A 21,695-nucleotide genomic window follows, 5' to 3' on the forward strand; every position below is an offset into this window, starting at 1 on the left:
TCTCTCTGGGAGAGAGGGAGGGGCCCACGCCGGAGGCGTGGGAGGGTGAGAGGTTACAGCCTCGCCGAATAGGGCGCGGTGTGGGGCTATGTGCCAGGCGCGGTGGAAGGTGTTCGGGGGTGCCGTTTTGGCGGTGAAACCTCTCACCCTCCCGTCGCTGCACGACGGGCCCCTCCCTCTCTCGAAGAGAGAGGGTTCAAAAAGGGGCTACTTCGCCATCAGGCCCATCAGCAGCGGCCGGGCGAACAGCCTGGCGGCGTCTTCGCGGGTCACGCCCGGGGCCCAGGCCTGCAGCGAGGCGGCGGCGTTCAGCATCGAGTTGATCATGTGGGCGGCGACCAGCGGGTCGACCGCGCGCACCGAGCCGTCTGCGATCCCGTCGGCGATCATGCCGGCGAAGCGGTTGGAGCCGCGGGCGTAGCCGTCGCTCATCTCGTGGCGGATCTCGATCGGCAGGGCGCCCATCGACGAGGCGCGCAGCAGCGGGCCGTGGTCCGACAGCTGGTACTCGACCAGGGCGGCCGTGGCCGCCGACACGGCCGTCCAGCCGTCGCCTTTAAGCGAGGGGGCGGCCAGGGCCAGGGCTGACAGCTGGGCGCGCCGCGTGACCGCGAAGGTGCGCTTGAAGCACTCGACCACCAGGGCGTCCTTGTCCTCGTGGTGGTGGTAGAACGAGCCCTTGGTGACGTTCAGCGCCGCCGAGATGTCCTCGACCGACGCGCCGCGATAGCCGCGCTGGTTGATCAGGCGGGTGGCGGCCACCAGGAAGGTCTCGCGCCATTCCTGGCCCTCGTCGGAGACCGGGGTTGGGTCGGGCAGGGCGGGGGGCGTCCAGTCGCGGCCGGCGCCGGCGATGCCGCCCACCAGGATGTCGTACATCCGCTCGCGCACCCGCTCATAGTCGTCGAGGTCGAAGCGGCGCAGCCAGGCGCCGGTCCAGAAGACCTGCTCCAGCAGCAGGTGGGCGCGGGCGTTGCGCTCGGCCTTGTCGAGGTGGGCGAAGGCCTCGCCGTCGAAGAAGCCGCGCACCCGGCGGAAGATGTCGGCGAAGGCGGCCTGCACCGAGGCGCGCATCGGCTCCTTGAGGGCGCGGATCTCGGTGAAGCTGGCCAGGGGCGCGTCCTGTCCGGCCCGCACGCGGCGCGACAGGTCCAGGTACAGGGTCAGGAACTTGCGGATGCGGCCGGCCGCGTCGGGCTCGGCGGCGGCCTCGTCGATCATCGCGTCCAGCCGTTCAAGGCCGCGGATGAAGCAGGCGGCGGCCAGGTCGTCCTTCTTGCGGTAGTAGTAGGTGACGCTGGTGGTGATCAGCCCGACCTTGGCGGCGACGTCGGCCAGGGTCATGCCCTTGACGCCCTGGCGATTGAGCACGGCGGTGGCGGCCGCCAGGATGGCTTCCTTCTTCTGCGCGTAGCGCGCGGTCGCCGCGGTGACGGTCCGGCCGTCGTCCATAGTCTCGCCCCCTGCAGCGCGGATCGTTCCGGCGCTGGACTCAAGCCTCCAATCTAGGCCTCGAAAGGGGCGGCAGAAAGGCCCGGCCGCTTCTTTGTCGCTCAGTGGATGCGGTCGGGCAGGGCCTCGACCACGGCCCGGACCAGGGCGGCGGGCGACAGGGGCTTGGCCACCGAGCCGTTCATGCCGGCCTCGGCGTAGGCGGCGGTCTGGTGGGCCAGGGCGTTGGCGGTCATGGCCACGATCGGCGCGGCGCCGGCCGGGCCGGGTAGGGCGCGGATGGCCCGCGTGGCCTCGACCCCGTCCATGATCGGCATCTGGATGTCCATGAAGATCAGGTCGTAGCCGCGCGCCGCGGCGACGATCCCGGCCTGGCCGTCCTCGGCCGTGGCCACCCGGGCGCCGAGGGCTTCGAGCATGCGGGTGGCGATCAGGCGGTTGACGGCGTTGTCCTCGACCAGCAGCACTTCGAGGCCCTCAAGCATCGGGGCGTCGGCTTCGTCGTCGTCGGGCGTCGCGGCCGGGGCCTGGGCGACGGGGGCGAGGATCTCCAGCCAGAAGGTCGAGCCCCGGTCCGGCGTGCTGGAAAAGCCGATGTCGCCGTCCATCAGCTGGGCCAGGCGCCGGGTGATCGAGAGGCCCAGGCCCGCGCCGCCGAACCGCCGGGTGGTCGAGCCGTCGGCCTGGCTGAAGCGCTCGAACAGGCCGGCCTGGGCGTCGAGCGGGATGCCGACGCCGGTGTCCTCGATCTCGAAGCGCAGGCGCGCCCCTCGCGGATCGGGCGTGGTGGAAAGGCGGGCGGTGACGCCGCCCTCCAAGGTGAACTTCACGGCGTTGCCGATCAGGTTGAAAAGCGCCTGGCGCAGCCGCACCGGATCGGCGGCGACCCAGGCCTGGCCGGCGGCCGGCGCCTCGACCGTCAGGCGCAGGCCCTTCTGGTCGGCCTGGGGCTCCAGCAGATCGGCGACGCTGCGCAGCAGGGCCGAGGGATCCAGCGCCTCGGCGGTCAGCTCCAGCTTGCCGGCCTCGACCTTGGAGAAGTCGATGATGTCGTTGAGCAGTTCCGACAGCATGGCGCCGCAGCCGAGCGCCTCGGCCAGCAGGCGGCGGCCGTCGGCCGACAGCGGCTCGTGCTTGAGCAGGTGCAGCACGCCCAGCACGCCGTTCATCGGCGTGCGGATCTCGTGGCTCATATTGGCCAGGAACTGCGACTTGGCGGCCGTCGCGGCCAGGGCCGCGTCGCGGGCCACCAGGAGCTCGGTGACGTCCTGGCTGATGCCGATGACGTCGAACAGTTCGCCGGCCCCGGCCCGCACGCCGCGCCAGTCGGTGCGCATCCAGTTCCAGGCCTCGCTGGTGGGATCGGCGTGGCGGTAGACCAGTTGGGCGTGTTCGCCGGTCTCCTGGGTGCGCAGGAAGGCCCGGGTCATGGCCTGGCGATCGTCGGGATGGATCGCCGACAGCATCTCGGCCACCGTCATCTGCCGCGCGTTGCCCAGCGGCGCGGCCAGGGTCGTGATGTCCTGCTCGAAATAGTAGATCCCCTTGCGGGTCTCGAAGCGCCAGACATAGACGCCCGCGGCGTTGCGCAGCATCTCGTTGGCGCGCTCGGCCTGCTGGCGTTGCAGGCGGCGCAGGCGCTCCTCGGAGAAGTCCTGGAAGACGATCAGCAGCGCGCCGTCGGGCAGGATCTTCGAGCGCGAGCGCACCCACAGCCAGCCGCCGCCCTTGCGCGCCAGCCGGTGCTCGGACTGCACCTGGCCCTCGGCCCGCAGCACCCGCCCGGCCTGTTCGAGCACCTCGGTGTCGTGCAGATGCAGAAAGTCGCGGATGTGCCGGCCCAGGGTCTCGTCGGCGCTCCAGCCGGCGATCTCGCTCCACGCCGGATTGACCCGGACGATGGCGCGGTCCTGCAGCACGACGAACATGTCGAGGCTGTTCTGGAAAAACCAGTCGGCCGCCGCCCGATCGATGTTCGAGGCCGTTTCGCCCTCGGGACGCTTGCCCATCGCGCTCCCCTCGTCTTCAATCGATCAACGCAGGATGGGGTAAAGGTTGCGTTTCCCGTACCGCCTATTCGATCCGCGACAATAAGGCGACCGTGACTGAAGGTCGCGCCAGTAAGGGGGACACCCGTTTTGAGCACGCCCGAAGCCGTCGGCCTGTCGTCGGACCGACTGAAGCGCATCGACGCCTTTCTGCAGGCCAAGTACGTCGAGCCGGGCCTCTTGCCCGGGGTCCAGCTGCAGGTCTGGCGTCGCGGCCAGCTGGCCCACGAGACCGTTCTGGGCCTGGCCGACCGCGAGCGCGGGACGCCGCTGAAGGCCGACACGCTGTACCGCATCTACTCGATGACCAAGCCGATCACCTCGATCGCCTTCATGATGCTGGTCGAGGAGGGCAGGGTGGCCCTCGAGGACCCGGTCCATCGCTTCATCCCGGCCTTCAAGGAGCTGGGCGTGTTCGCCGCCGGCTCGCTGGGCATGTTCCAGACCAAGCCGCTGGCCGAGCCGATGCGGATGATCGACCTGCTGCGCCACACGGCCGGCCTGACCTACGGCTTCCAGCAGCGCGGCAATGTCGACGCGGCCTATCGCAAGCTGCATCTGGACGACCTGCCGGGTCCGCGCGACCTGGACGGCTTCGTCGCCGAGCTGGCCAAGCTGCCGCTGGAGTTCAGCCCGGGCGAGGCCTGGAACTACTCGGTCTGCACCGACGTGCTGGGCTACCTCGTGCAGGCTATCTCGGGCCAGCCGTTCGACCAGTTCCTGAAAGACCGGATCTTCGAGCCGCTGAAGATGACCGACACCGGCTTCTTCGCGCCCGACGCCGAGCGTCTCGCCGCCTGCTACAGCCTCGATCCCAAGGGCCGGGTGGTGCTGCAGGACGACCCGGCCCAGAGCCCGTTCCTCAAGGACCCGCTGTTCAAGTCGGGCGGCGGGGGCCTCGTTTCCACCGCGGCCGACTACATGCGCTTCTGCCGCATGATCCTGAACGGCGGCCAGCTGGACGGCGCCCGCATCGTCAGCCCCAAGACGCTGAAGGCGATGATGCTCAATCACCTGCCGGGCGGCAAAGAGCTGACCGAGATGTCGAAGTCGCTGTTCAGCGAGAGCGTCTACGACGGCGTCGGCTTCGGCCTCGGCTTCGCGGTGACCACGGACCTGGCCCGCACCCGCACCATCGGCAGCCCGGGCGAGGCCTTCTGGGGCGGCATGGCCTCGACGGCCTTCTGGGTCGACCCGGTCGAGGACCTGGCGGTGGTGTTCATGACCCAGCTGATGCCGTCCAGCGTCTATCCCATCCGGCGGGAGCTGCGGACGCTGGTCTACGCGGCGTTCGAGGAGGCGGCTTAGTCAAGATGCTCCCCCTGAAGGGGGAGCTGTCGCGGAGCGACTGAGGGGGAAGTGAATGCGGAAGTTCAGAAGAAACTTCCCCCTCCGGCCCTCCGGGCCACCTCCCCCTTCAGGGGAGGGTCCTAAAGCGGCGACGCCGGGGGCGTGTAATCCTCCGGCAGGGGGATGAACTCCCCGTCGTCGAGGTCGGGCAGCTTCATGCGGCCGGCGCGCCAGTCGGCCTTGGCCTGCTCGATGCGGTCCTTCGACGAGGAGACGAAGTTCCACTCGATGAAGCGCGGGCCGATCGGCTCGCCGCCCAGCAGCATGACCATCGACGGCTCCAGGGCCTCGAAGACGACGGTTTCGCCCGGCGCGAACACGGCCATCTGGGCCGCGCCCAGCTCGCGGCCGGCCACTTCCACCCGGCCGCTGGAGACATAGGCCGCGCGCTCGGAATACTCGGCCGGCAGGGCCGCCTTGGCCCCGGCCGCCAGCTCCCAGTGAACGTAGAACAGCGGCGAATGCGCCGGCACGCTGGCCTTGGCGCCAAAGGCCTCGCCGGCGATCAGGCGTGCCTTCAGGCCGCCGCTCTCGTAATAGGGCAGGTCGGCCGAGCCGGCGTGGTGGCTGAAGCCGGGATCCATTTCCTCGAATTCCTTGGGCAGGGCGATCCAGGCCTGCATGCCGTTCATCACCCCGCCCTCGCTGCGCAGGGTCTCGAAGCGTTCGGAGTGGGTGATGCCCGAGCCGGCGGTCATCCAGTTGACCTCGCCGGGCACGATCTCGATCTCCGAGCCGACGCTGTCGCGGTGGGTCATGGCCCCTTCGAACAGGTAGCTCAGGGTCGACAGGCCGATGTGCGGGTGGGGCCGTACGTCGACGCTGCGCGGGAAGTTCGGATCGAAGCTGGCCGGGCCCATGTGGTCGAGGAACACGAACGGCCCGACCATGCGCCGCTTGGCGAAGGGCAGCACCCGCCCGACCTCGAAACCGCCGATGTCGCGGCGGCGGGCGTCGATGACGAGGTCGATCATGGGAAGGCTCCGGCGGGCTTGTTGCTTTGTAGCGCGAGCCGGAACCTCCCACGGCGGACATGCGGCGTCTTGTTGAATTTAGCGATCGCCGTAGACCGTGGACCACATCTCGGCCACCTCCAGCAGCGCTTGTCCCGCCGGGTCCGTCGCCGACGCCCGCAGGCGTTCGATCCGCAACGCCGCGCGGGCCGCCTCGAGCCGTTCGTCGAGCCGCAGCCGGGCCTCGGCCAGGGCGGTGGACGGGCCGGAGGAGGGGGCGAGGCCGCGCTTGCGGTGCGGGCGCTTGGGAAGGGGGCGGCGGCGCTTGTGCGTCATGGGTGTCTCCAAAGACCCTCCCCCTGAAGGGGGAGGTGTCGGCAAAGCCGACGGAGGGGGATGTGGCTTGAGCGGTCGGTTTGGCGCGGAGCCCGCAGGGGCTTCCCCCTCCGGCCCTCCGGGCCACCTCCCCCTTCGGGGGGAGGGTCTTGAGACACGCGGCTTCGCGCTCACGCGGAAGACCGCTGAGGGGATGGAGAGGGCGCGGGGCGTCCGGACCACGTCCGGAAGTGTTTGTTTAATACCGTTTCGACGAAGCCTTGACGCCCCGCGCGATCGTTTGACCTCAGGCCGGGGTGCGCGGGCCTCTTCCGCCCTGTACCCCTTCCCCACGCAGAGCTCCCCGTTTCTTGGCGGCCAGGAGTGCGTGCTGGGAGCGGACCCTCGGGCGGGCGGGGACCCATGACAGGCAAGCCCCCGATAGGCGGGTTTACGTCCCCCGCCCTCCGTTCAAGCCTCGCCGGCGCACACTGACGCCACGCCGGGAGGCCCCGCTCGATCGCATCACCGCCGCACGCTTCGGGCCGGATCCTTGCGCCCTCTCCCCGCGACGGGACGAGGAGAAGTATGCGGCCGGTTTGGCGCTGTCGGATGAAAAACGCTGATAATTTTCTAAGGCGTTGATTAGGTTGGGGTTGGTGTGGCGGCGGACGGGGACCGGGGCTAACTACGCTTCCAGTACCAGTCGCAATTTATTGAATCGATCCACTGCTTAAGGCTAGGCGACGTGGAAGATCCTCTTGTGGCAGAACAGGCCTTCAGGAGCAATGCTTTGTCGGTGGGGCTCATTTCAAATCCCGAGATTTTCTCCAATTGAGCTTTTCCGAATGTTCCATCTCCAGAATATTCGTATTCTATAGAAGAAAACTTTTCTTGAATCTTTTTCTCATCGGCTAGAATCCAATTCTCAAAATGTCTATCAGTGATGCCAATAGATATTTCACGCTTGCAGCCAAGTTTTTTGACCATATCGATAATTTGAGAGCGCATTTCTTCCGTAGAGATTTTTCTGCATTCTCTGTCCAGAATGACGATAATTTCATCGACCTCTCCGCTTATAAATTCTACGGATTCCGCGATGCATTCAGCAATAAGGCTCAACGATACGTCACGGCCGTTGGGAAAGGGGCGTTGTATGTGCGGTTTTGAAAATGTAGCGTTTATAAAGTGAACTTCTGTGTGGCCCTCAACCAGGGCTGCTATCTTCGGCATAAAGCGCCCCGCTCCTGTAGTAGTATCCAAGGCCAAATCTAGAATTGGCGATTTTATCTGCGAGCTGCTGCCTGTTTGCTACTCGACTGGATGTCGTCTTCGCGCCGTCAAGTGATATTATAATTATCTCGGAAGGTGTGCAGCAGTCAAGAATTGTTGGGCTGTGCGTCGATATTATTAATCCCTTTGTTCCGCCCTCTGCATTGTTCATCACTTGTCGGCAAAGATTTATAAATGACTCTTGCATAAATGGATGGAGAAAATTTTCCGGCTCTTCTATAACTGAAGCTGCTTCTTCAAGAAAAAGTATAGTGGATAAGGCTAGCCACTTTACGGTTCCGTCGCTTATTCTTGAAAATGGATATAGGGCCTCCGATCCATCAACGCTAAATGTCATTGATGGGCGAAACTCAGCTGCTTGAAAATCTAGCTTTACGTCAACGGAAGCTATGTTTTGATTTACCTCTTTGCACCAACTTATTATGGATTTATATGTTTTTGCTTGATGTTCACGAATTGCTTTCGTGGATCTGCGTGCTTGAAGTCGTCTTGAGAAGTATTGGCCCTCCTTGAGTTGGTATAGGGAGCCGGCGAGGCCTTTGCCGTTTCTTTCGAGCTCGCTTGTAAGGCCAACTGGGGTCGGTAGGCGCGCCATGGCGGGGTCAATATTGATTGACCTGTATTGAGTAAGTTCAAGTGATAGGCTCATAAACGCGACGTGATCACTGCGAATATAATTAATTAAAGACATGTCTGGGCGGACAATGTGAGACAATATTCTTTCAATCTCAGTATCTCTGTTTGATCCGCGTTGCCATCTAAGCATTGACTTTGCTATGGCATGGCTTCTTGCTGAAAGGCTTACTTTCGAGTGAAAGTCACCATCGTAATGTTCTGTTTTTCTGTGAATGGAAAATGGTTTTAAATTGTGAAGTGTTACCGTAACTGTTTCTTCGGCAACGTATATAGCTGGTACTTCGGCTATGTATCCGAGCGTACACTTGTATTCATAATCAAGAGGGCCCTTATGCCTGGCTTCGTCGGGAAACCAGTTTGTCGTCGGGCGTATTTCTTTTAAATCACCTCTCACTATGAAAGAGAGTTTTGCATTGCTTTGAGAGTCGTATTTTTCCTTACTAAATACAGCTCCGGATCCGTGCGCTACGCCAATTGCAGAATTTAGATTTCCTTCAATAAAGGCGGCAATGAAATCAAGGAATGTTATAAAGTTCGATTTTCCGGTCCCGTTTGAGCCGACAAGGATATTTAGTCCATCTTCCAAAGCAATTTTAAAGTCTAGAAGTGATCGGAATCCATCAACCTCAATCGTGCGCAGCATGCTCCGACTCTCCCCTTATAGCTGTACCTTAGCTGTCAGCTATCTTTGCGGGAAGGGGGCTGATTGTCCTTCCGTTCGCGGCTAAGCGCTTCGCCTCTACCTTTTCCCCTTCCGAAACGCCTCCGCCTGCTCCGCCCTATGTTCCGCCCGCACCCGCTTGGGCGCTGACTTGTCCACGGCCTCGCCGGCCCCCGTCAGGGCCTCGTTCGCAAACTCCAGGTCGAGCAGCTTCATGCGCTTGATCTCGTCGCGCAGTCTCGCGGCGGTCTCGAACTCGAGGTTGGCGGCGGCTTCGCGCATCTTGGCTTCGAGGTCGCGCAGGGCGGCCTTGAAGTTGTCGCCGCTGAACGGCTTCTCGGCGCCCGAGGCGTCGGCGACGCCCATGGGCACCAGGACGCGGTCGCCGCGCTCGTAGGGGCTGGCGAGGATGTCCTTGATGTCGCGCTTGACGCTTTCGGGCGTGATGCCGTGCTCGAGGTTGTAGGCGTTCTGCTTGTCGCGGCGGCGGGCGGTCTCGGCCATGGCCCGCTCCATGCTGCCGGTGATCCGGTCGGCGTAGAGGATGACCTTGCCGTCGACGTTGCGGGCGGCGCGGCCGATGGTCTGGACCAGCGAGGTCTCCGAGCGCAGGAAGCCTTCCTTGTCGGCGTCGAGGATGGCCACCAGGCCGCACTCGGGAATGTCGAGGCCCTCGCGCAGCAGGTTGATGCCCACGAGCACGTCGAAATTGCCCAGGCGCAGGTCGCGGATGATCTCGATGCGCTCCAGGGTGTCGACGTCCGAGTGCATGTAGCGGACGCGGATGCCCTGCTCGTTGAGGTATTCGGTCAGGTCCTCGGCCATCTTCTTGGTCAGGACGGTGACCAGGGTGCGGTAGCCCTTGCTGATGGTCTGGCGGATCTCGTCGACGACGTCGTCGACCTGGGAGGCGCCGTCCTTGGCCACGGGGCGCACCTCGACCGGCGGGTCGATCAGGCCGGTGGGGCGGATGACCTGCTCGGCGAAGACGCCGCCGGCGCGCTCCAGCTCCCACGCGGCGGGGGTGGCCGAGACGTGCACCGACTGGGGCCGCATGGCGTCCCACTCCTCGAACTTGAGGGGGCGGTTGTCCAGGGCCGAGGGCAGGCGGAAGCCGTATTCGGCCAGGGTCCATTTGCGGTTGCGGTCGCCCTTGTACATGGCGCCGATCTGCGGAACCGTCTGGTGGCTCTCGTCGGTGAACAGCAGGGCGTTGTCGGGGATGTATTCGAAGAAGGTCGGCGGCGGCTCGCCCGGCCGGCGGCCCGAGAGATAGCGGCTGTAGTTCTCGATGCCGGCGCAGGAGCCGGTGGTCTCGATCATCTCCAGGTCGAAGGTGGTGCGCTGCTCCAGGCGCTGGGCCTCCAGCAGCTTGCCGTTGGCGTTCAGCCACGCCAGGCGTTCCTTCAGCTCCTTGCGGATCTCGATGATCGCCTGGCGCAGGGTGGGGCGCGGGGTGACGTGGTGGCTGTTGGCGTAGACCTTGATGGTCTCCATGTCGGCGGTCTTCTTGCCGGTCAGCGGGTCGAACTCGGCGATCGCCTCGACCTCGTCGCCGAACATCGAGACGCGCCAGGCGCGGTCCTCGTAGTGGGCGGGGAAGATCTCGATGGTGTCGCCGCGGCGGCGGAACGTGCCGCGCTCGAAGGCCTGGTCGTTGCGCTTGTACTGCTGGGCCACCAGGTCGGCCATCAGCTGCTTCTCGTCGACCCGGTCGCCGACGGTCAGGGTGAAGGTCATGGCCGTGTAGGTCTCGACCGAGCCGATGCCGTAGATGCACGACACCGAGGCCACGACGATGACGTCGTCGCGCTCCAGGATCGCCCGCGTGGCCGAGTGGCGCATGCGGTCGATCTGCTCGTTGATCGAGCTGTCCTTCTCGATGAAGGTGTCGGTGCGCGGGACGTAGGCCTCCGGCTGGTAGTAGTCGTAGTAGCTGACGAAGTACTCGACCGCGTTCTCCGGGAAGAACGCCTTCATCTCGCTGTAGAGCTGGGCGGCCAGGGTCTTGTTGGGGGCCAGGATCAGCGCCGGGCGCTGGGTGGCCTCGATGACCTTGGCCATGGTGAAGGTCTTGCCCGAGCCGGTGACGCCGAGCAGCACCTGGTCCTGGTCGCCGTTCTCGACGCCCTCGACCAGCTCCTTGATGGCCGTCGGCTGGTCGCCGGCCGGCTCGTAGGACGAGACCAGCTTGAAGGTCTTGCCGCCTTCCGACTTCTCGGGCCGGGCCGGACGGTGGGGCGTCCACAGCATCGGCATGCCTTCCAGGGCGCCGTCTAGCTGCGCGTCGAGGACGAAGGGCGTCGAGGCGTCGGAAACGCCGGGGTTCTGGCTGCTGGGCATGGGCCAAATCTAGGCGCCCCGGGCCGCGAAGGCCAGGGGGGCTGCTGACAGCCGGTGTCAGCAGGTGGCGGCAGGTTGGCGCCAGGGGCGGGGAGGGGGCCGCCTCAGGTTCCGTACTCGCCGCCCAGGCCGTGGGCGAGGGGGCGTCCGACCTTGGCCAGGGCGGCCTGGACGTCGGGGCGCGCCTTCAGCGCGGCCGACCGGCGCATGAGGGCGGGGGCGCCGGCCGCGGTCGCCTTGGCGCCCGCCGACGGGCTGCCGGTGCGGAACCAGGTCAGCGCCGCGCCGCGCAGGGCCGGGTCCTGCAGCCAGCGGATCAGCATGGCGGCGGCCTCGTCGTCGCGCCCCAGGCAGGCCAGGCCCGAGATCGCGGCGCCGGGCTCGTCGCGCCAGTTGGTCCGCAGCCTGGCCAGCGGCGCCTCGCCCTCGTCGCTCCGGCCGAGCAGGGCCAGGGCGCACAGCCGGTTGCTGGCCGTCGCCATGCGGCCGTACGGCGTGCCGTAGTCGGCCGGGATCTTGTCGAGCGCCGCCATGGCCTCGGCCGGACGGTCGTGGAGCAGCAGGTCGGCGGCGCGGTTGACGTGCTGGCTGATCTTGTCGGGCCCCCCGGCGCCGGCGGCCAGGGCCGCGTCGGCAGCGGCGGTCTCGCCCAGGTCGCCGAGCACGCTGGCGTGGATGTAGAGCAGCCAGGCCTTCTGCTCTTCCTGGTCGTCGAAGGCGCCCATGCGCTCGGCGCGCGCGATGTAGTCGACCCCGACGGCGCGGGCCTCCTCGTAGCGCTCAAGGTGGCGCAGGGCCCGGATGCGCTCGACCACCAGCTCCAGGCGACGGGGCTCGCGGGCGATGCGCGCGTCGATCCCCGCCAGCCGTTCGGTCTCGCGGGCGCGCCAGTCGAAGCGGCCGGCGGCCACCATCTCCGGCCACAGCCGCTCGAAGCGGCGGTCCTGGTAGACCGCCATCAGCACGCCCGGATCCGAGGCGCGCGACAGGGTGGCCGAGGCCAGGGTCATGTCGCCGGCGTCGGCGGCGAAGGCCGCCTCGCGCAGGGCCCAGTCGTTGTCGACCAGCTGGCGGGCGTCCTCGGTGGTCCAGGGCGCGCGGCGCAGGGCGGTGACGAACGCGGATCGGCTGGCTGGGGGCTGGTTCGGATCGCTAAGGACCCAGTTGAACACCTGCGGCGGGAAGAGAACTCCCTTCTCGGGCGTGGTCTCCAGCACGATCCGCATGTTCTCGGCGAACGCGCCGACGTCCATCCTGGAGGCGGCGGCGAGGGCGACCGTGAAGGCCGCGTCGCCGCGGGTTTCGGGCGAGAAGCCGGGGACGGTCAGGCGGCGGGCGACGATCGCGGCGGCCGGATGGTCGTCGACGCGCTGGGCGCAGGTCACGCGGAGCCGGAGCAGGGTCTCGCGCGTGGCGACGTCCAGCTGGTCGAAGCCGGCGGCGTCGGTCACGGCGGTCACGCGGTCGAGCGTCGCGGCCTCGCAGGCGCGGGCGCCCTGGCCGGCGATGGTCTCGACCAGGCCGCGAGCCTGCTCGCTTAGCGCCGCCGGCGCGGCGGCCCGGGCGAGGGCGGGGCCGGTCGCGACGATCGAGGACAGGCCGGCGGCGGCGAGCAGCGCCGCGCGGAGCGTGAAGCGGTACGACATGACTTGAGTTCCGATCCAGCCCTAGTAGCCGCCCGCGTAGTCGCCGCCGAGCGGAAGCGTCAGGGCGCGGCCATACTCCTGCATCACCGCCACGACCTCGGGCCGAGCGACCAGGGCGCGGCGGCGGGCGTCGAGCTCGGCGTCGCGCGGGGTGACGACCGGCGGCGGCGGACCGTCGCGGAAGGCCTTCAGCGCGTCGCCGCGCAGGGCCGGGTCGCGCAGGCGGCGGATCATCAGCTCCGCCGCCTCGTCGTCGCGGCCCAGGCACAGCAGGGCGCCCGACAGGGCGTAGGGGTTGTCGCGCCAGCCCTTGCGCAGCTTGTCCAGCGCCTTGCGGGCGGCGGCCTCGTCGCCCAGGCGGTGATGGGCGCAGGCCCGCAGCTCGTCCAGCCACATCAGGCCGAACGGCGAGGCGATCGAGGCGTCGGCGGCGTCGACCGTCTTCAGCACCTCGGCCGGACGGTCCAGGCCCAGCAGCAGGGCGGCGCGGGCGGTGTTCTGGGTCAGCCTGTCCTGGGCCACGGGCTTGGCCAGCACGGCGTCGGCCTCGTCGAAGCGGCCCAGTTCGCTGAGCGCGGCGGCCTGGATGGCGACCAGCATCGGGCCCGAGAGCTCGGCGTCGTCGAAGGCCTCGCCGGCCTGCAGGCGCGTGACGTAACCGCCGCCCAGGGCGATCGCCTCCTCGCGCCGGCCCAGCGCCCGCAGGTGGTCGACGCGATGGGCGATGCGCTTGAGATTGGCGGGCTCTCGCCGGGACTGGTCCTCGGCCTTGGCCAGGGCGGCTTCCAGCACCTTCTTCCAGTCGAAGCGGCCCGCGGCCTCCAGCTGCGGCCAGAGGGCGGCGAAGCGGCGATCCTGGGCCACGGCCAGCAGCACGTGCGGGCTGCTGGCGCGATCGAGCACGGCGCCGGCCCTGGTCATGTCGCCGTCGTCGGCGGCCAGTTCGGCGCGGACCAGGGCCCAGTCGTTGTCGACCTGGTCGTGGCCGTCCTCGGTGGGCCAGTCGAGGCCGCGCAGCCGGTCCAGCGCGCGGGCCCGGGCGGCCGGGTCGTTCTTCAGGTCCTCGACCAGCTGGCCGTACATCTCGGGCGGCAGGGCGGTGACCTGCGAGGCGTCGGCGTCCAGGGCGCGCTCCAGAGCCTTCAACTCGCCCTTGCCGTCGTTGCGCATGGCCGCTTCGGCCAGCAGCACCATGTTGGCCGAGGCCAGGATGGGCGGGGGGACGTCGTCGCGGTCGAGGCGGCGGGCGGCGGCCACGGCGCGCGGATCGTCGAACGGCCGGCAGACGACGACGGCGTAGAGCACCGCGTCGCGGCGGAAGGCGTCCAGCGCGTCGAAGCCGCGGCGGGCGGCCAGGGCGTCGACCTGGTCGGCCAGGGCCGGCGGGCACTGCTGGCCCGCCTGCGCCGTCTCGGCCTTCGACAGGTCGAGCATGCGGGCGATCACGGCGTCGGCGTCGCGCGCCAGGTCGGGCGAGGCCTTGGTCGGGGCGGCCAGCGCCGAAGAGGCCGCCAGGGGCATGGCCGCCAGCGAGAGGGCCGCCGCCACGGCGGCGCGCTGCAGGTTCAGGATCATGCGGGCCCCCAGGTCACTCCGCGACTAAGACCACGCGTCCGGCCGCGCCGCAACGTCGCTGCGATCAAGCACACGCCCGGCGCGGGTCGTCTGCCTTGATCACGCAGAGGATCTTGCCGCCGCGCGCCTGGCCGTAGCGTTCGAGCACGCGCTCGGAGAACTGGTCCCACTTGGCGCGGGTGTCGGCGGCGGCGACCGCCATGGCCTTGTCGTAGCCGCCGCGGCCGGTGTGGACGGTGTCCTTGTTGAGGTAGTCGTGCTTGATGCGGCCGCCGCAGCTGGCCCATTCGGGGAAGCCGTAGCAACCGCTGACCAGGCCGGCGGGAACCTCTGCCGGCAGGGCGGGGCCCAGCCATTCGGCCGGGGCGTCGTGGTTCAGGCCCTGGGGATCCTTGACCGTCGGGTTGGCCCGCGGCGCGTCGACCCAGTTGGTGTGCGAGTAGAAGTCCTGGGCGGCGTGCAGGGCCAGGCCGAAATACTCCAGCACCCGGCACTTGGCCGTGTCCTTGTCGCTCTCGTCGAACTTGCAGCCGGAGTCGATCGAAGTCGCGCCCAGCGACAGGTCGGGGGCGACCAGGTCGCCGGCGCGGCGCAGGGCCTCGTCGAGGTTGCGGTACATCAGGGCCCGGCAGGCGCGCAGGGCGTCATTGGCCTTTTCGCGGCTCTGGGCGTAGTCGCGCTGGTCGAACCAGTCGCCGTCGTCGCAGTGGGCCTCGGTGACGCTGATCAGGCCTCGGAACGGACGGTCGGGCGCGCCGACCGCGCCGAACGTGCCGGCCCCGACCATCAGGCTCGTGCCGGCCAGCTGGTTGAGGGTCAGCCGCTCGAAGCCGGCCGGCTCCAGGGCCCGGCGGGTGATCCGCTCGTGCTCGGCGTTCTGGCCCGCCTTGCGCACCGTGCCGAAAGCCTGGGCCTGGGGCGCCAGCACGGCGGCGAGCATGGCGGCGATCGCGCCGGCGGCCGCGAGGCGGGAATGGACGGACTTGGACATGGCGCGAAACCCCCCTCGGACGCGACAACCGACGGTCACATTTTCAGGGATTCCCTTAAGCGCCGGTGTGTTCAATGTCACAGCCGCTCCAGCGTCAGCGGATCGTCCCGCCCATCGAAGTACTTGGCCAGCGCGGCCCGGAAGCGCGGCTCGTCCGGCGCGGCGGCGGAAAACAGGGTGAGGCTGGAGCGCAGCTTGGCGTCGTCTGGCGACCCGAACACGGCGTGGGGGTCGCCGCCGGGCAGGGCCAGGAGCGCCTCGACGCAGTCCAGCAAGCGGGGCCCCAGCACCGGATGAGCCAGATAGGCCCGAGCCTCGTCCAGTCCCGCGATCGCGTAAAACTGGGCCGTCGGACTACGCCCCAGGCCCCCGACCTGCGGGAAGACGAACCACATCCAGTGCGTCCGCTTGCGCCCGCCGCGCAGCTCGGCGAGCGCGGCGGGGTAGGCGCTGGCCTGGGCGGCTAGGAAGCGGGCGAGGTCGTGGGGCATGGAGTGAGCACCGTGGCGGGCAGGGAAGGTCCCGCCACTGGGCAGGGCTATCTACCAAGCGATTTACGGGCCTCACGCTCTGCTACTGCAAGGCGTTCGTCTTCCACTTCCCTTGAGAGCACAGCAGACAAGTATCCAGTCGCATCGCGGATCACGACGGCGCCGTCGACGGTCTCCGGCCCGAGTGACCGTCCCAGGCTATCAACAAACTCATTCAGGCTGCTGTCAAAATCGATCGCCAACGCCATGCCGACGCGCGCATGTCTCGCCCGTATTCCTGCGCCATTCGTGCCTCAGTCGGTGGTTGCGGCCGGGAGCTTAGCCAACAACGCAGCATTGTGACAGCCAAGCTATGTATCTCAGAGCTGATTGCGGCCTTTTCTTTCGGTCGGTCGCTCCATGAGGCTATGAATTCGATGGCAAGGTAGGAGCCCAGGGGGGCAATCGCCCATGGGTCTGTCATGCTGGTATTCAGGCTCTGCGGGAAGTGAATAGCTTCTAAGGCTGCAGATGCTGCGAATGTCCCCAGCGCCCCGCTCACCCCGCCGCCTTCAGCCTCTCCGCCGCCCAGTCGATGAATACCCGGGTCCGCGCCGACAGCTGGCGGTCGCGGGGCCAGAGGAGGTGGACGGGGGTCGGGGTCGGGGGATGGGTGGCGAGCACCTCGACCAGGGCGCCCGAGGCCAGGTGTTCGTCGGCGCGGTAGCGGGGGACCTGGATCAGGCCAAGGCCGAGCAGGCCCATGGCCAGGGAGCTTTCGGCGCTGGAGACCACGACGTCGGCGGGGACCTGGACCTGGCGGACGGCGTCGCCTTCGGTGACCTCCAGCGGATGCCAGCCGCCGTCGGGGCGGGCAAAGCCGACCATGCGGTGGCGGGCCAGGTCGGCGGGGGAGGCGGGAGCGCCGCGGCGCTCGACATAGGCCGGGGCGGCGCATGTGACCTCGGGCAGCAAGGCGACGCGGCGGGCGGCCATGTTGTTTTCCGAGGGCGTTCCCAGGCGCAGCACGCAGTCGACGCCCTCGGCCACCAGGTCGACCAGCCGGTCGCCTTCGGTCATCCGCAGGCGCAGTTCGGGATAGGTCGCCAGGAAGGCGGGCAGGCCGGGCAGCAGGAAGCGGCGGGCCAGGGCGCCTTGGACGTCGACCCGCAGTTCGCCGCGCGGGCTGGCGCGGCGGAAGGCGTTCTCGGTCTCGTCGAGTTCGTCGAGCAGCTTGAGGCAGCGACGGTAATAGGCCTCGCCGTCCAGGGTGGGGGCGACACTGCGGGTGGTGCGCTGCAGGAGCCGCACGCCCAGGCGGGCCTCCAGCTGCTGGACGGCCTCGGTGGCGGTGGAGCGGGGCAGGGCCAGATCGGCGGCGGCCTGGGTGAAGCTGCGGCGTTCGACGACGCGGGTAAAGAGACGCATGGCCTCGAAGCGATCCACGGCGAACGCCCTTATTATTCGATTATACGAACAGTGATGGCCTGATCGGCTGAATTATTCAATCGGCGCGAAGGCGCATGGTCCGTTCGTCGACGCGGTTGTCGACCGGAGGACCAAGAGATGAACCAGAACAACGGCAGGACGGCGCTGGTGACCGGCGCCTCGGGCGGCATCGGCGAGGCGACCGCCCTGCGGCTGGCGGCCGACGGCTTCGCCCTGATCGTCAACTATGCGGGCCGCACGGCGGCGGCCGAAGGCGTGGCGGCGCGGATCGAGGCGGCCGGCGGCCGGGCCGTGACGGCCCGGGCCGACATCGCCGACCCGGCGGCCGTGGCCCGGATGTTCGACATGGCGCAGGCGGCCTTCGGCGGCGTGGACGTACTGGTCAACAACGCCGGCGTCATGGAACTGGCGACGATCGCCGACGCCGACGACGCGCTGTTCGACAGGATGGTGGCGGTGAACCTGAAGGGGACCTTCAACACCCTGCGCGAGGCGGCGCGGCGGATGGGGCCGGGCGGCCGCATCGTCAACGTCTCGTCCAGCGTCGTGGGCCTGCTGCAGCCCACCTACGGCCCCTATGCGGCCGCCAAGGCCGGCGTCGAGGCCCTGACCATGGTCCTGGCCAGGGAACTGCGCGGGCGCGACATCACCGTCAACGCCGTCGCGCCCGGCCCCACGGCCACGCCGCTGTTCCTGGACGGCAAGCCGGCCGAGCTGGTCGAGCGCCTGGGCAAGGCCGCGCCGCTGGAGCGGCTGGGGACGCCGGAGGACGTCGCCGCCGTCGTCTCGTTCCTGGCCGGCCCCGACGGGGCGTGGGTCAACGGCCAGACCCTGCGCGCCAACGGCGGGATCATCTGATCCGCGACCGGCCGCGTCCCTCCGCGCATTACCAACAATTCAGAGAACGGCGGTTGACCCGTGCGCTTACTGTGTGACACACAGTGTGTATCGCACACTATGTGCTGCACACCATGTGACGCACACCAAACCGGGCACGCCAATGCCGACAGACACGGACATCTTCGAATCCCTCCGCCAGGAGCTGCGTCGCGGGACGCTGATCCTGGCGGTGCTCGCCCAGCTGAAGGTCGAGCGCTACGGCTACAGCCTGCGCCAGGCCCTGGCGGAAGTCGGGCTGGAGATCGACGAAGGCGCGCTCTACCCGATGCTGCGCCGGCTCGAGGGCCAGGGCCTGCTGACCTCCGAATGGCGCGAGGAGGAGAAGCGCAAGAAGCGCTTCTACCGCCTCTCCACCGAGGGCGAGACCGTCCTCGAACGCCTGGCCGCCGAGTGGCGCGCCATCAACGACACCCTGCAAAATCTGATCTGAGGGGACTGGATCATGGACCTGCTCGACCGCTATCTCGCCGCCGTCGCCGCCCTTTTGCCCAAGGCCCAGCGCGAGGACATCGTCGCCGAACTGCGCGACCTGCTGCTCAACCGCATCGAGGAGAAGGAAGAGGCCCTGGGCCGCCCCCTGACCGACAAGGAGCGCGAGGCCGTGCTCAAGGACTTCGGCCATCCGCTGGCCGTGGCCGGCCGCTACGGCCCCCAGCAGAGCCTGATCGGCCCGACCGTCTATCCGTTCTACGTGTTCGCGCTGAAGATCGCCCTGGCGGTCGCCGCGGCGATCTCGATCGTCCCGGCCCTGGCGGCCATCGTGCTGGGCCAGGCCAACCCGGCCCGCCTGATCGCCAACGCCGCCTTCGACCACTTCCCGAGCTCGGCCCTGATGCTGGCGGGCCTGGTCACCCTGGTGGCGGCGGGGATCGAGCGCGGCTGGGTGCCGCTGACGGGGCTGACCGAATGGAAGGTCAGCGAGCTGCCCGTGCCGACCAAGAAGAAGGGGGTGTTCGAGACCCGCTTCAACGCCGTGGCCGAGGTGGTCGTGACCTCGCTGTTCATCCTGTGGTGGACGGGGCTGTGGAAGGTCGACATCGCCAGCTCGATGAACGTCAAGCACGGCCTGTCGCTCGAACCGTCGGCGATCTGGGCTGCGCTGTACTGGCCGATCCTGGCGATCGCGGCGGTGCAGCTGGTCGGGGCGCTGGTCGCCCTGCTGCAGACCGGCCGGGTGCGGCTGCGGGCCGCCTTCGAACTGGTCCTGGGCGTGGCGGGCATGGCCCTGACCACCGTGCTGTGGAAGGCGGTCCCGCTGTTCACCGTTCAGCCCGCCGGTCTGCCCGAAGCCGCCAGGCTGCAGCAGGTGCTCGACATGGGCGTCCACGTGGCGATGCTGGTCTCGGGGATCACCTTCGCCTGCTACATCGGCGCGGCCGCCTGGCGCCTGTACAAGGGCGCCCGCTGAGGGGCGCCCGTCGGGGGCGACAACAGCGGGGCGGATTTTTCCACGGTCGAATGACACGGAATTAATCCGTCCCCAGTTGCCCCGCCCGCCAGGGGCATTTACGCCTTCGCCCCAGCCTTTCCGGCGCGGACCAACGCGCCGGAATTCACGTCAGGGCCCGACCGGAGGGGGAGGGCTCGAGGGAAGGGGACTTTCTCTTGCAAAATCGCCGCGAACTCCTGCTGTCGACCGTGGCCGCCGGCCTGGCCGCCGCCGCCGCCCCGTCGCTGGGCTTCGCCCAGCCGGCCGCCGCCTCCGCCTCTGGCGAAGCCGCCAAGATGAACGCGTTCTTCGACGCCGCCATGGCCAAGCTGATGCGCCAGGCGCCGGAGCTGACCACGAGCCTGGGCCTCGACAAGGACGACCTGGCCTGGACCAAGGGCCTGCTTTCGGACCGTTCGTTCGAGGCGATCGCCGCCAGCGCCGCCCAGACCACCGCCCAGCTGGCCGAGCTGCGCGCCATCGACCGCAAGCAGCTGACCGGCATGGACGCCGTCAACTACGACACCGTCGAGTTCACCCTGGCGGTGCAGGACGAGGGCAACCGCAAGTTCACCTACGCCGGCGGCGGCTCGGGCGCGCCCTACGTGCTGAGCCAGCTGACGGGCTCCTACCAGTCGATGCCCGACTTCCTCGACACGCAGCACAGCATCGAGACCAAGGCCGACGCCGACGCCTACCTGCAGCGCATGGAAGGCTTCGCCCGACTGATGGATCAGGAGACCCTGATCGCCAAGCGCGACTACGCCGACGGCGTGATCCCGCCCGACTTCGTCATCGACAAGGCCCTCGTCCAGATGAAGGCCTTCGCCGACACCCCGACGGCTGACACCACCCTGGTCAAGTCGATCGCCCGCCGGACCAAGGAAAAGAACATCGCCGGCGACTGGGCCGCCGAAGCCAGCAAGGTCTACGAGAACTCGGTGCTGCCGGCCCTGAAGCGCCAGATCGCGCTGCTGGAAAGCGTGCGCCCGAAGGCCAACCACGACGCCGGCGTGTGGCGCCTGAAGGACGGCGGCGAGTACTATCGCGTGTCGCTGGAGAACTACACGACCTCGACCATGGGTCCCGAGGAGATCCACCAGCTGGGTCTCGACCTGGTGAAGTCGATCTCAGCCGAGGCCGACAAGCTGTTCAAGTCGATCGGCATGACCAAGGGCACGGTCGGCGAGCGCATGGCCGAGCTGGGCAAGGACATCTACGAGAACACCGACCCGGCCAAGGAACAGCTGATCGCCGACCTCAACACCAAGGCCAAGTGGATCGAGAAGCAGCTGCCGGCCTATTTCGGCCAGCTGCCCAAGGCCCCGCTGGAAATCCGCCGCGTGCCCAAGGCCATCGAGGCCGGCGCGCCGGGCGGCTACTACAACTCGCCCTCGCTGGACGGCAAGCGCCCGGGGATCTACTGGATCAACCTGCGCGACACGGCCGAGCAGGCCAAGTACACCCTGACCACCCTGACGGTGCACGAGGGCGTCCCGGGCCACCACCTGCAGCTGTCGCTGTCGAACGAAGCCCAGGGCCTGCCGCTGATCCGCAAGGTCATCGGCTTCTCGGGCTACGCCGAGGGCTGGGCGCTGTACTCCGAAGAGCTGGCCGTCGAGATGGGCATCTACAAGGGCGACCCGCGCGGCCACATCGGCATGCTGCACGACGCCCTGTTCCGCGCCGTCCGCCTCGTGGTCGACAGCGGCATGCACTACAAGAAGTGGACCCGCGAACAGGCCGTCAAGTACATGGCCGAGACCATGGGCGACGAGGAAAGCGGCACGATCACCGAGATCGAACGCTACGTCGTGTGGCCGGGCCAGGCCTGCTCGTACATGCTGGGCAAGATCACCTGGCTGCGCGCCCGCGAGCGCGCCAAGAAGGCCCTGGGCAAGAAGTTCGACATCAAGAAGTTCCACGACGCGGGCCTGCTGTCGGGCATGACCCCGCTGACCGTGCTGGACCGCGTGGTCGACGACTACATCGCCGCCACCAAGGCCGGGAAGTAGGCCTCGGCCTGATCTTCGAGCAAAGACGGGAAGGGGAGCGGCCGAAAGGGCGCTCCCTTTTTCTTTGGGCGGAGCGTTGGTGCGGCCGCCGCGCCACAGTCGTCCAGCCGTTATCGCCCCAAGTCTCCGCGGACGGGAGCATCCGCCGCGTAGCCGCTGCTGTTGCGGA

17 protein-coding genes are annotated in these 21,695 nt (G+C 67.9%); 5 read left to right on the forward strand and 12 right to left on the reverse strand.

What is annotated here, in order from left to right; genetic code table 11:
* Positions 1 to 207: 207 nt before the first annotated feature.
* The gene (locus tag C1707_RS11115; RefSeq protein ID WP_101711481.1) at positions 208 to 1,452 is read right to left on the reverse strand and encodes a TetR/AcrR family transcriptional regulator; all 1,245 of its coding nucleotides are present in this window, start codon (positions 1,450 to 1,452) and stop codon (positions 208 to 210) included.
* 101 nt (positions 1,453 to 1,553) lie between these two features.
* Entirely contained in the window at positions 1,554 to 3,461 is a 1,908-nt protein-coding gene (locus tag C1707_RS11120; protein WP_101711480.1) for an ATP-binding protein, read from the reverse strand.
* 129 nt (positions 3,462 to 3,590) lie between these two features.
* On the opposite strand from C1707_RS11120, the gene C1707_RS11125 reads away from it, so the two are divergent.
* A complete protein-coding gene (locus C1707_RS11125) occupies positions 3,591 to 4,808 on the forward strand; it encodes a serine hydrolase domain-containing protein (RefSeq protein WP_101711479.1) in 1,218 nt (405 codons plus the stop codon).
* 122 nt (positions 4,809 to 4,930) lie between these two features.
* On the opposite strand, the gene C1707_RS11130 is transcribed toward C1707_RS11125, so the two are convergent.
* The 10 genes from C1707_RS11130 to C1707_RS11170 form a co-directional block, all read right to left on the reverse strand.
* Positions 4,931 to 5,824 (reverse strand): pirin family protein, encoded by an 894-nt coding sequence (locus C1707_RS11130; RefSeq protein WP_101711478.1) that lies wholly within the window; start codon positions 5,822 to 5,824, stop codon positions 4,931 to 4,933.
* 78 nt (positions 5,825 to 5,902) lie between these two features.
* Positions 5,903 to 6,139: a hypothetical protein gene (locus C1707_RS11135; RefSeq protein WP_101711477.1), complete on the reverse strand. Its 237-nt coding sequence runs from the start codon at positions 6,137 to 6,139 to the stop codon at positions 5,903 to 5,905.
* Positions 6,140 to 6,802: 663 nt separating this feature from the next.
* Positions 6,803 to 7,351 carry a hypothetical protein gene (locus C1707_RS26105; RefSeq protein ID WP_145998295.1) on the reverse strand — a complete coding sequence of 183 codons (549 nt, stop codon included), beginning with the start codon at positions 7,349 to 7,351 and terminating at the stop codon, positions 6,803 to 6,805.
* Positions 7,326 to 8,690: an AAA family ATPase gene (locus tag C1707_RS11140; protein ID WP_101711516.1), complete on the reverse strand. Its 1,365-nt coding sequence runs from the start codon at positions 8,688 to 8,690 to the stop codon at positions 7,326 to 7,328. Before C1707_RS11140 ends, C1707_RS26105 begins: the two co-directional genes overlap by 26 nt.
* 96 nt (positions 8,691 to 8,786) lie before the next feature.
* Entirely contained in the window at positions 8,787 to 11,051 is a 2,265-nt protein-coding gene (gene uvrB / locus C1707_RS11145) for an excinuclease ABC subunit UvrB (RefSeq protein ID WP_101711476.1), read from the reverse strand.
* Positions 11,052 to 11,155: 104 nt separating this feature from the next.
* Entirely contained in the window at positions 11,156 to 12,697 is a 1,542-nt protein-coding gene (locus C1707_RS11150) for a hypothetical protein (protein WP_101711475.1), read from the reverse strand.
* A gap of 21 nt (positions 12,698 to 12,718) precedes the next feature.
* Positions 12,719 to 14,272, reverse strand: a complete 1,554-nt coding sequence (locus tag C1707_RS11155; protein WP_101711474.1) for a hypothetical protein — start codon at positions 14,270 to 14,272, stop codon at positions 12,719 to 12,721.
* A gap of 64 nt (positions 14,273 to 14,336) precedes the next feature.
* The gene (locus C1707_RS11160; RefSeq protein WP_101711473.1) at positions 14,337 to 15,263 is read right to left on the reverse strand and encodes a hypothetical protein; all 927 of its coding nucleotides are present in this window, start codon (positions 15,261 to 15,263) and stop codon (positions 14,337 to 14,339) included.
* Positions 15,264 to 15,340: 77 nt separating this feature from the next.
* The gene (locus C1707_RS11165) at positions 15,341 to 15,754 is read right to left on the reverse strand and encodes a DUF1810 domain-containing protein (protein ID WP_101711472.1); all 414 of its coding nucleotides are present in this window, start codon (positions 15,752 to 15,754) and stop codon (positions 15,341 to 15,343) included.
* Positions 15,755 to 16,291: 537 nt separating this feature from the next.
* Positions 16,292 to 17,161 carry a LysR family transcriptional regulator gene (locus tag C1707_RS11170; RefSeq protein WP_240633912.1) on the reverse strand — a complete coding sequence of 290 codons (870 nt, stop codon included), beginning with the start codon at positions 17,159 to 17,161 and terminating at the stop codon, positions 16,292 to 16,294.
* Between the two features lie 138 nt (positions 17,162 to 17,299).
* On the opposite strand from C1707_RS11170, the gene C1707_RS11175 reads away from it, so the two are divergent.
* The 4 genes from C1707_RS11175 to C1707_RS11190 all read left to right on the forward strand — a co-directional run bounded on the left by C1707_RS11175 (position 17,300) and on the right by C1707_RS11190 (position 21,526).
* Positions 17,300 to 18,040, forward strand: coding sequence for an SDR family oxidoreductase (locus C1707_RS11175; RefSeq protein ID WP_101711470.1), 741 nt, complete (start codon positions 17,300 to 17,302; stop codon positions 18,038 to 18,040).
* Positions 18,041 to 18,182: 142 nt separating this feature from the next.
* Entirely contained in the window at positions 18,183 to 18,512 is a 330-nt protein-coding gene (locus C1707_RS11180; protein WP_101711469.1) for a PadR family transcriptional regulator, read from the forward strand.
* Between the two features lie 12 nt (positions 18,513 to 18,524).
* Positions 18,525 to 19,490, forward strand: coding sequence for an HAAS signaling domain-containing protein (locus C1707_RS11185; RefSeq protein WP_101711468.1), 966 nt, complete (start codon positions 18,525 to 18,527; stop codon positions 19,488 to 19,490).
* Positions 19,491 to 19,687: 197 nt separating this feature from the next.
* Entirely contained in the window at positions 19,688 to 21,526 is a 1,839-nt protein-coding gene (locus C1707_RS11190; protein WP_101711467.1) for a DUF885 domain-containing protein, read from the forward strand.
* Positions 21,527 to 21,695: the final 169 nt, after the last annotated feature.

The sequence above is a fragment of the Caulobacter flavus genome (assembly GCF_003722335.1).
GTDB lineage: Bacteria > Pseudomonadota > Alphaproteobacteria > Caulobacterales > Caulobacteraceae > Caulobacter > Caulobacter flavus.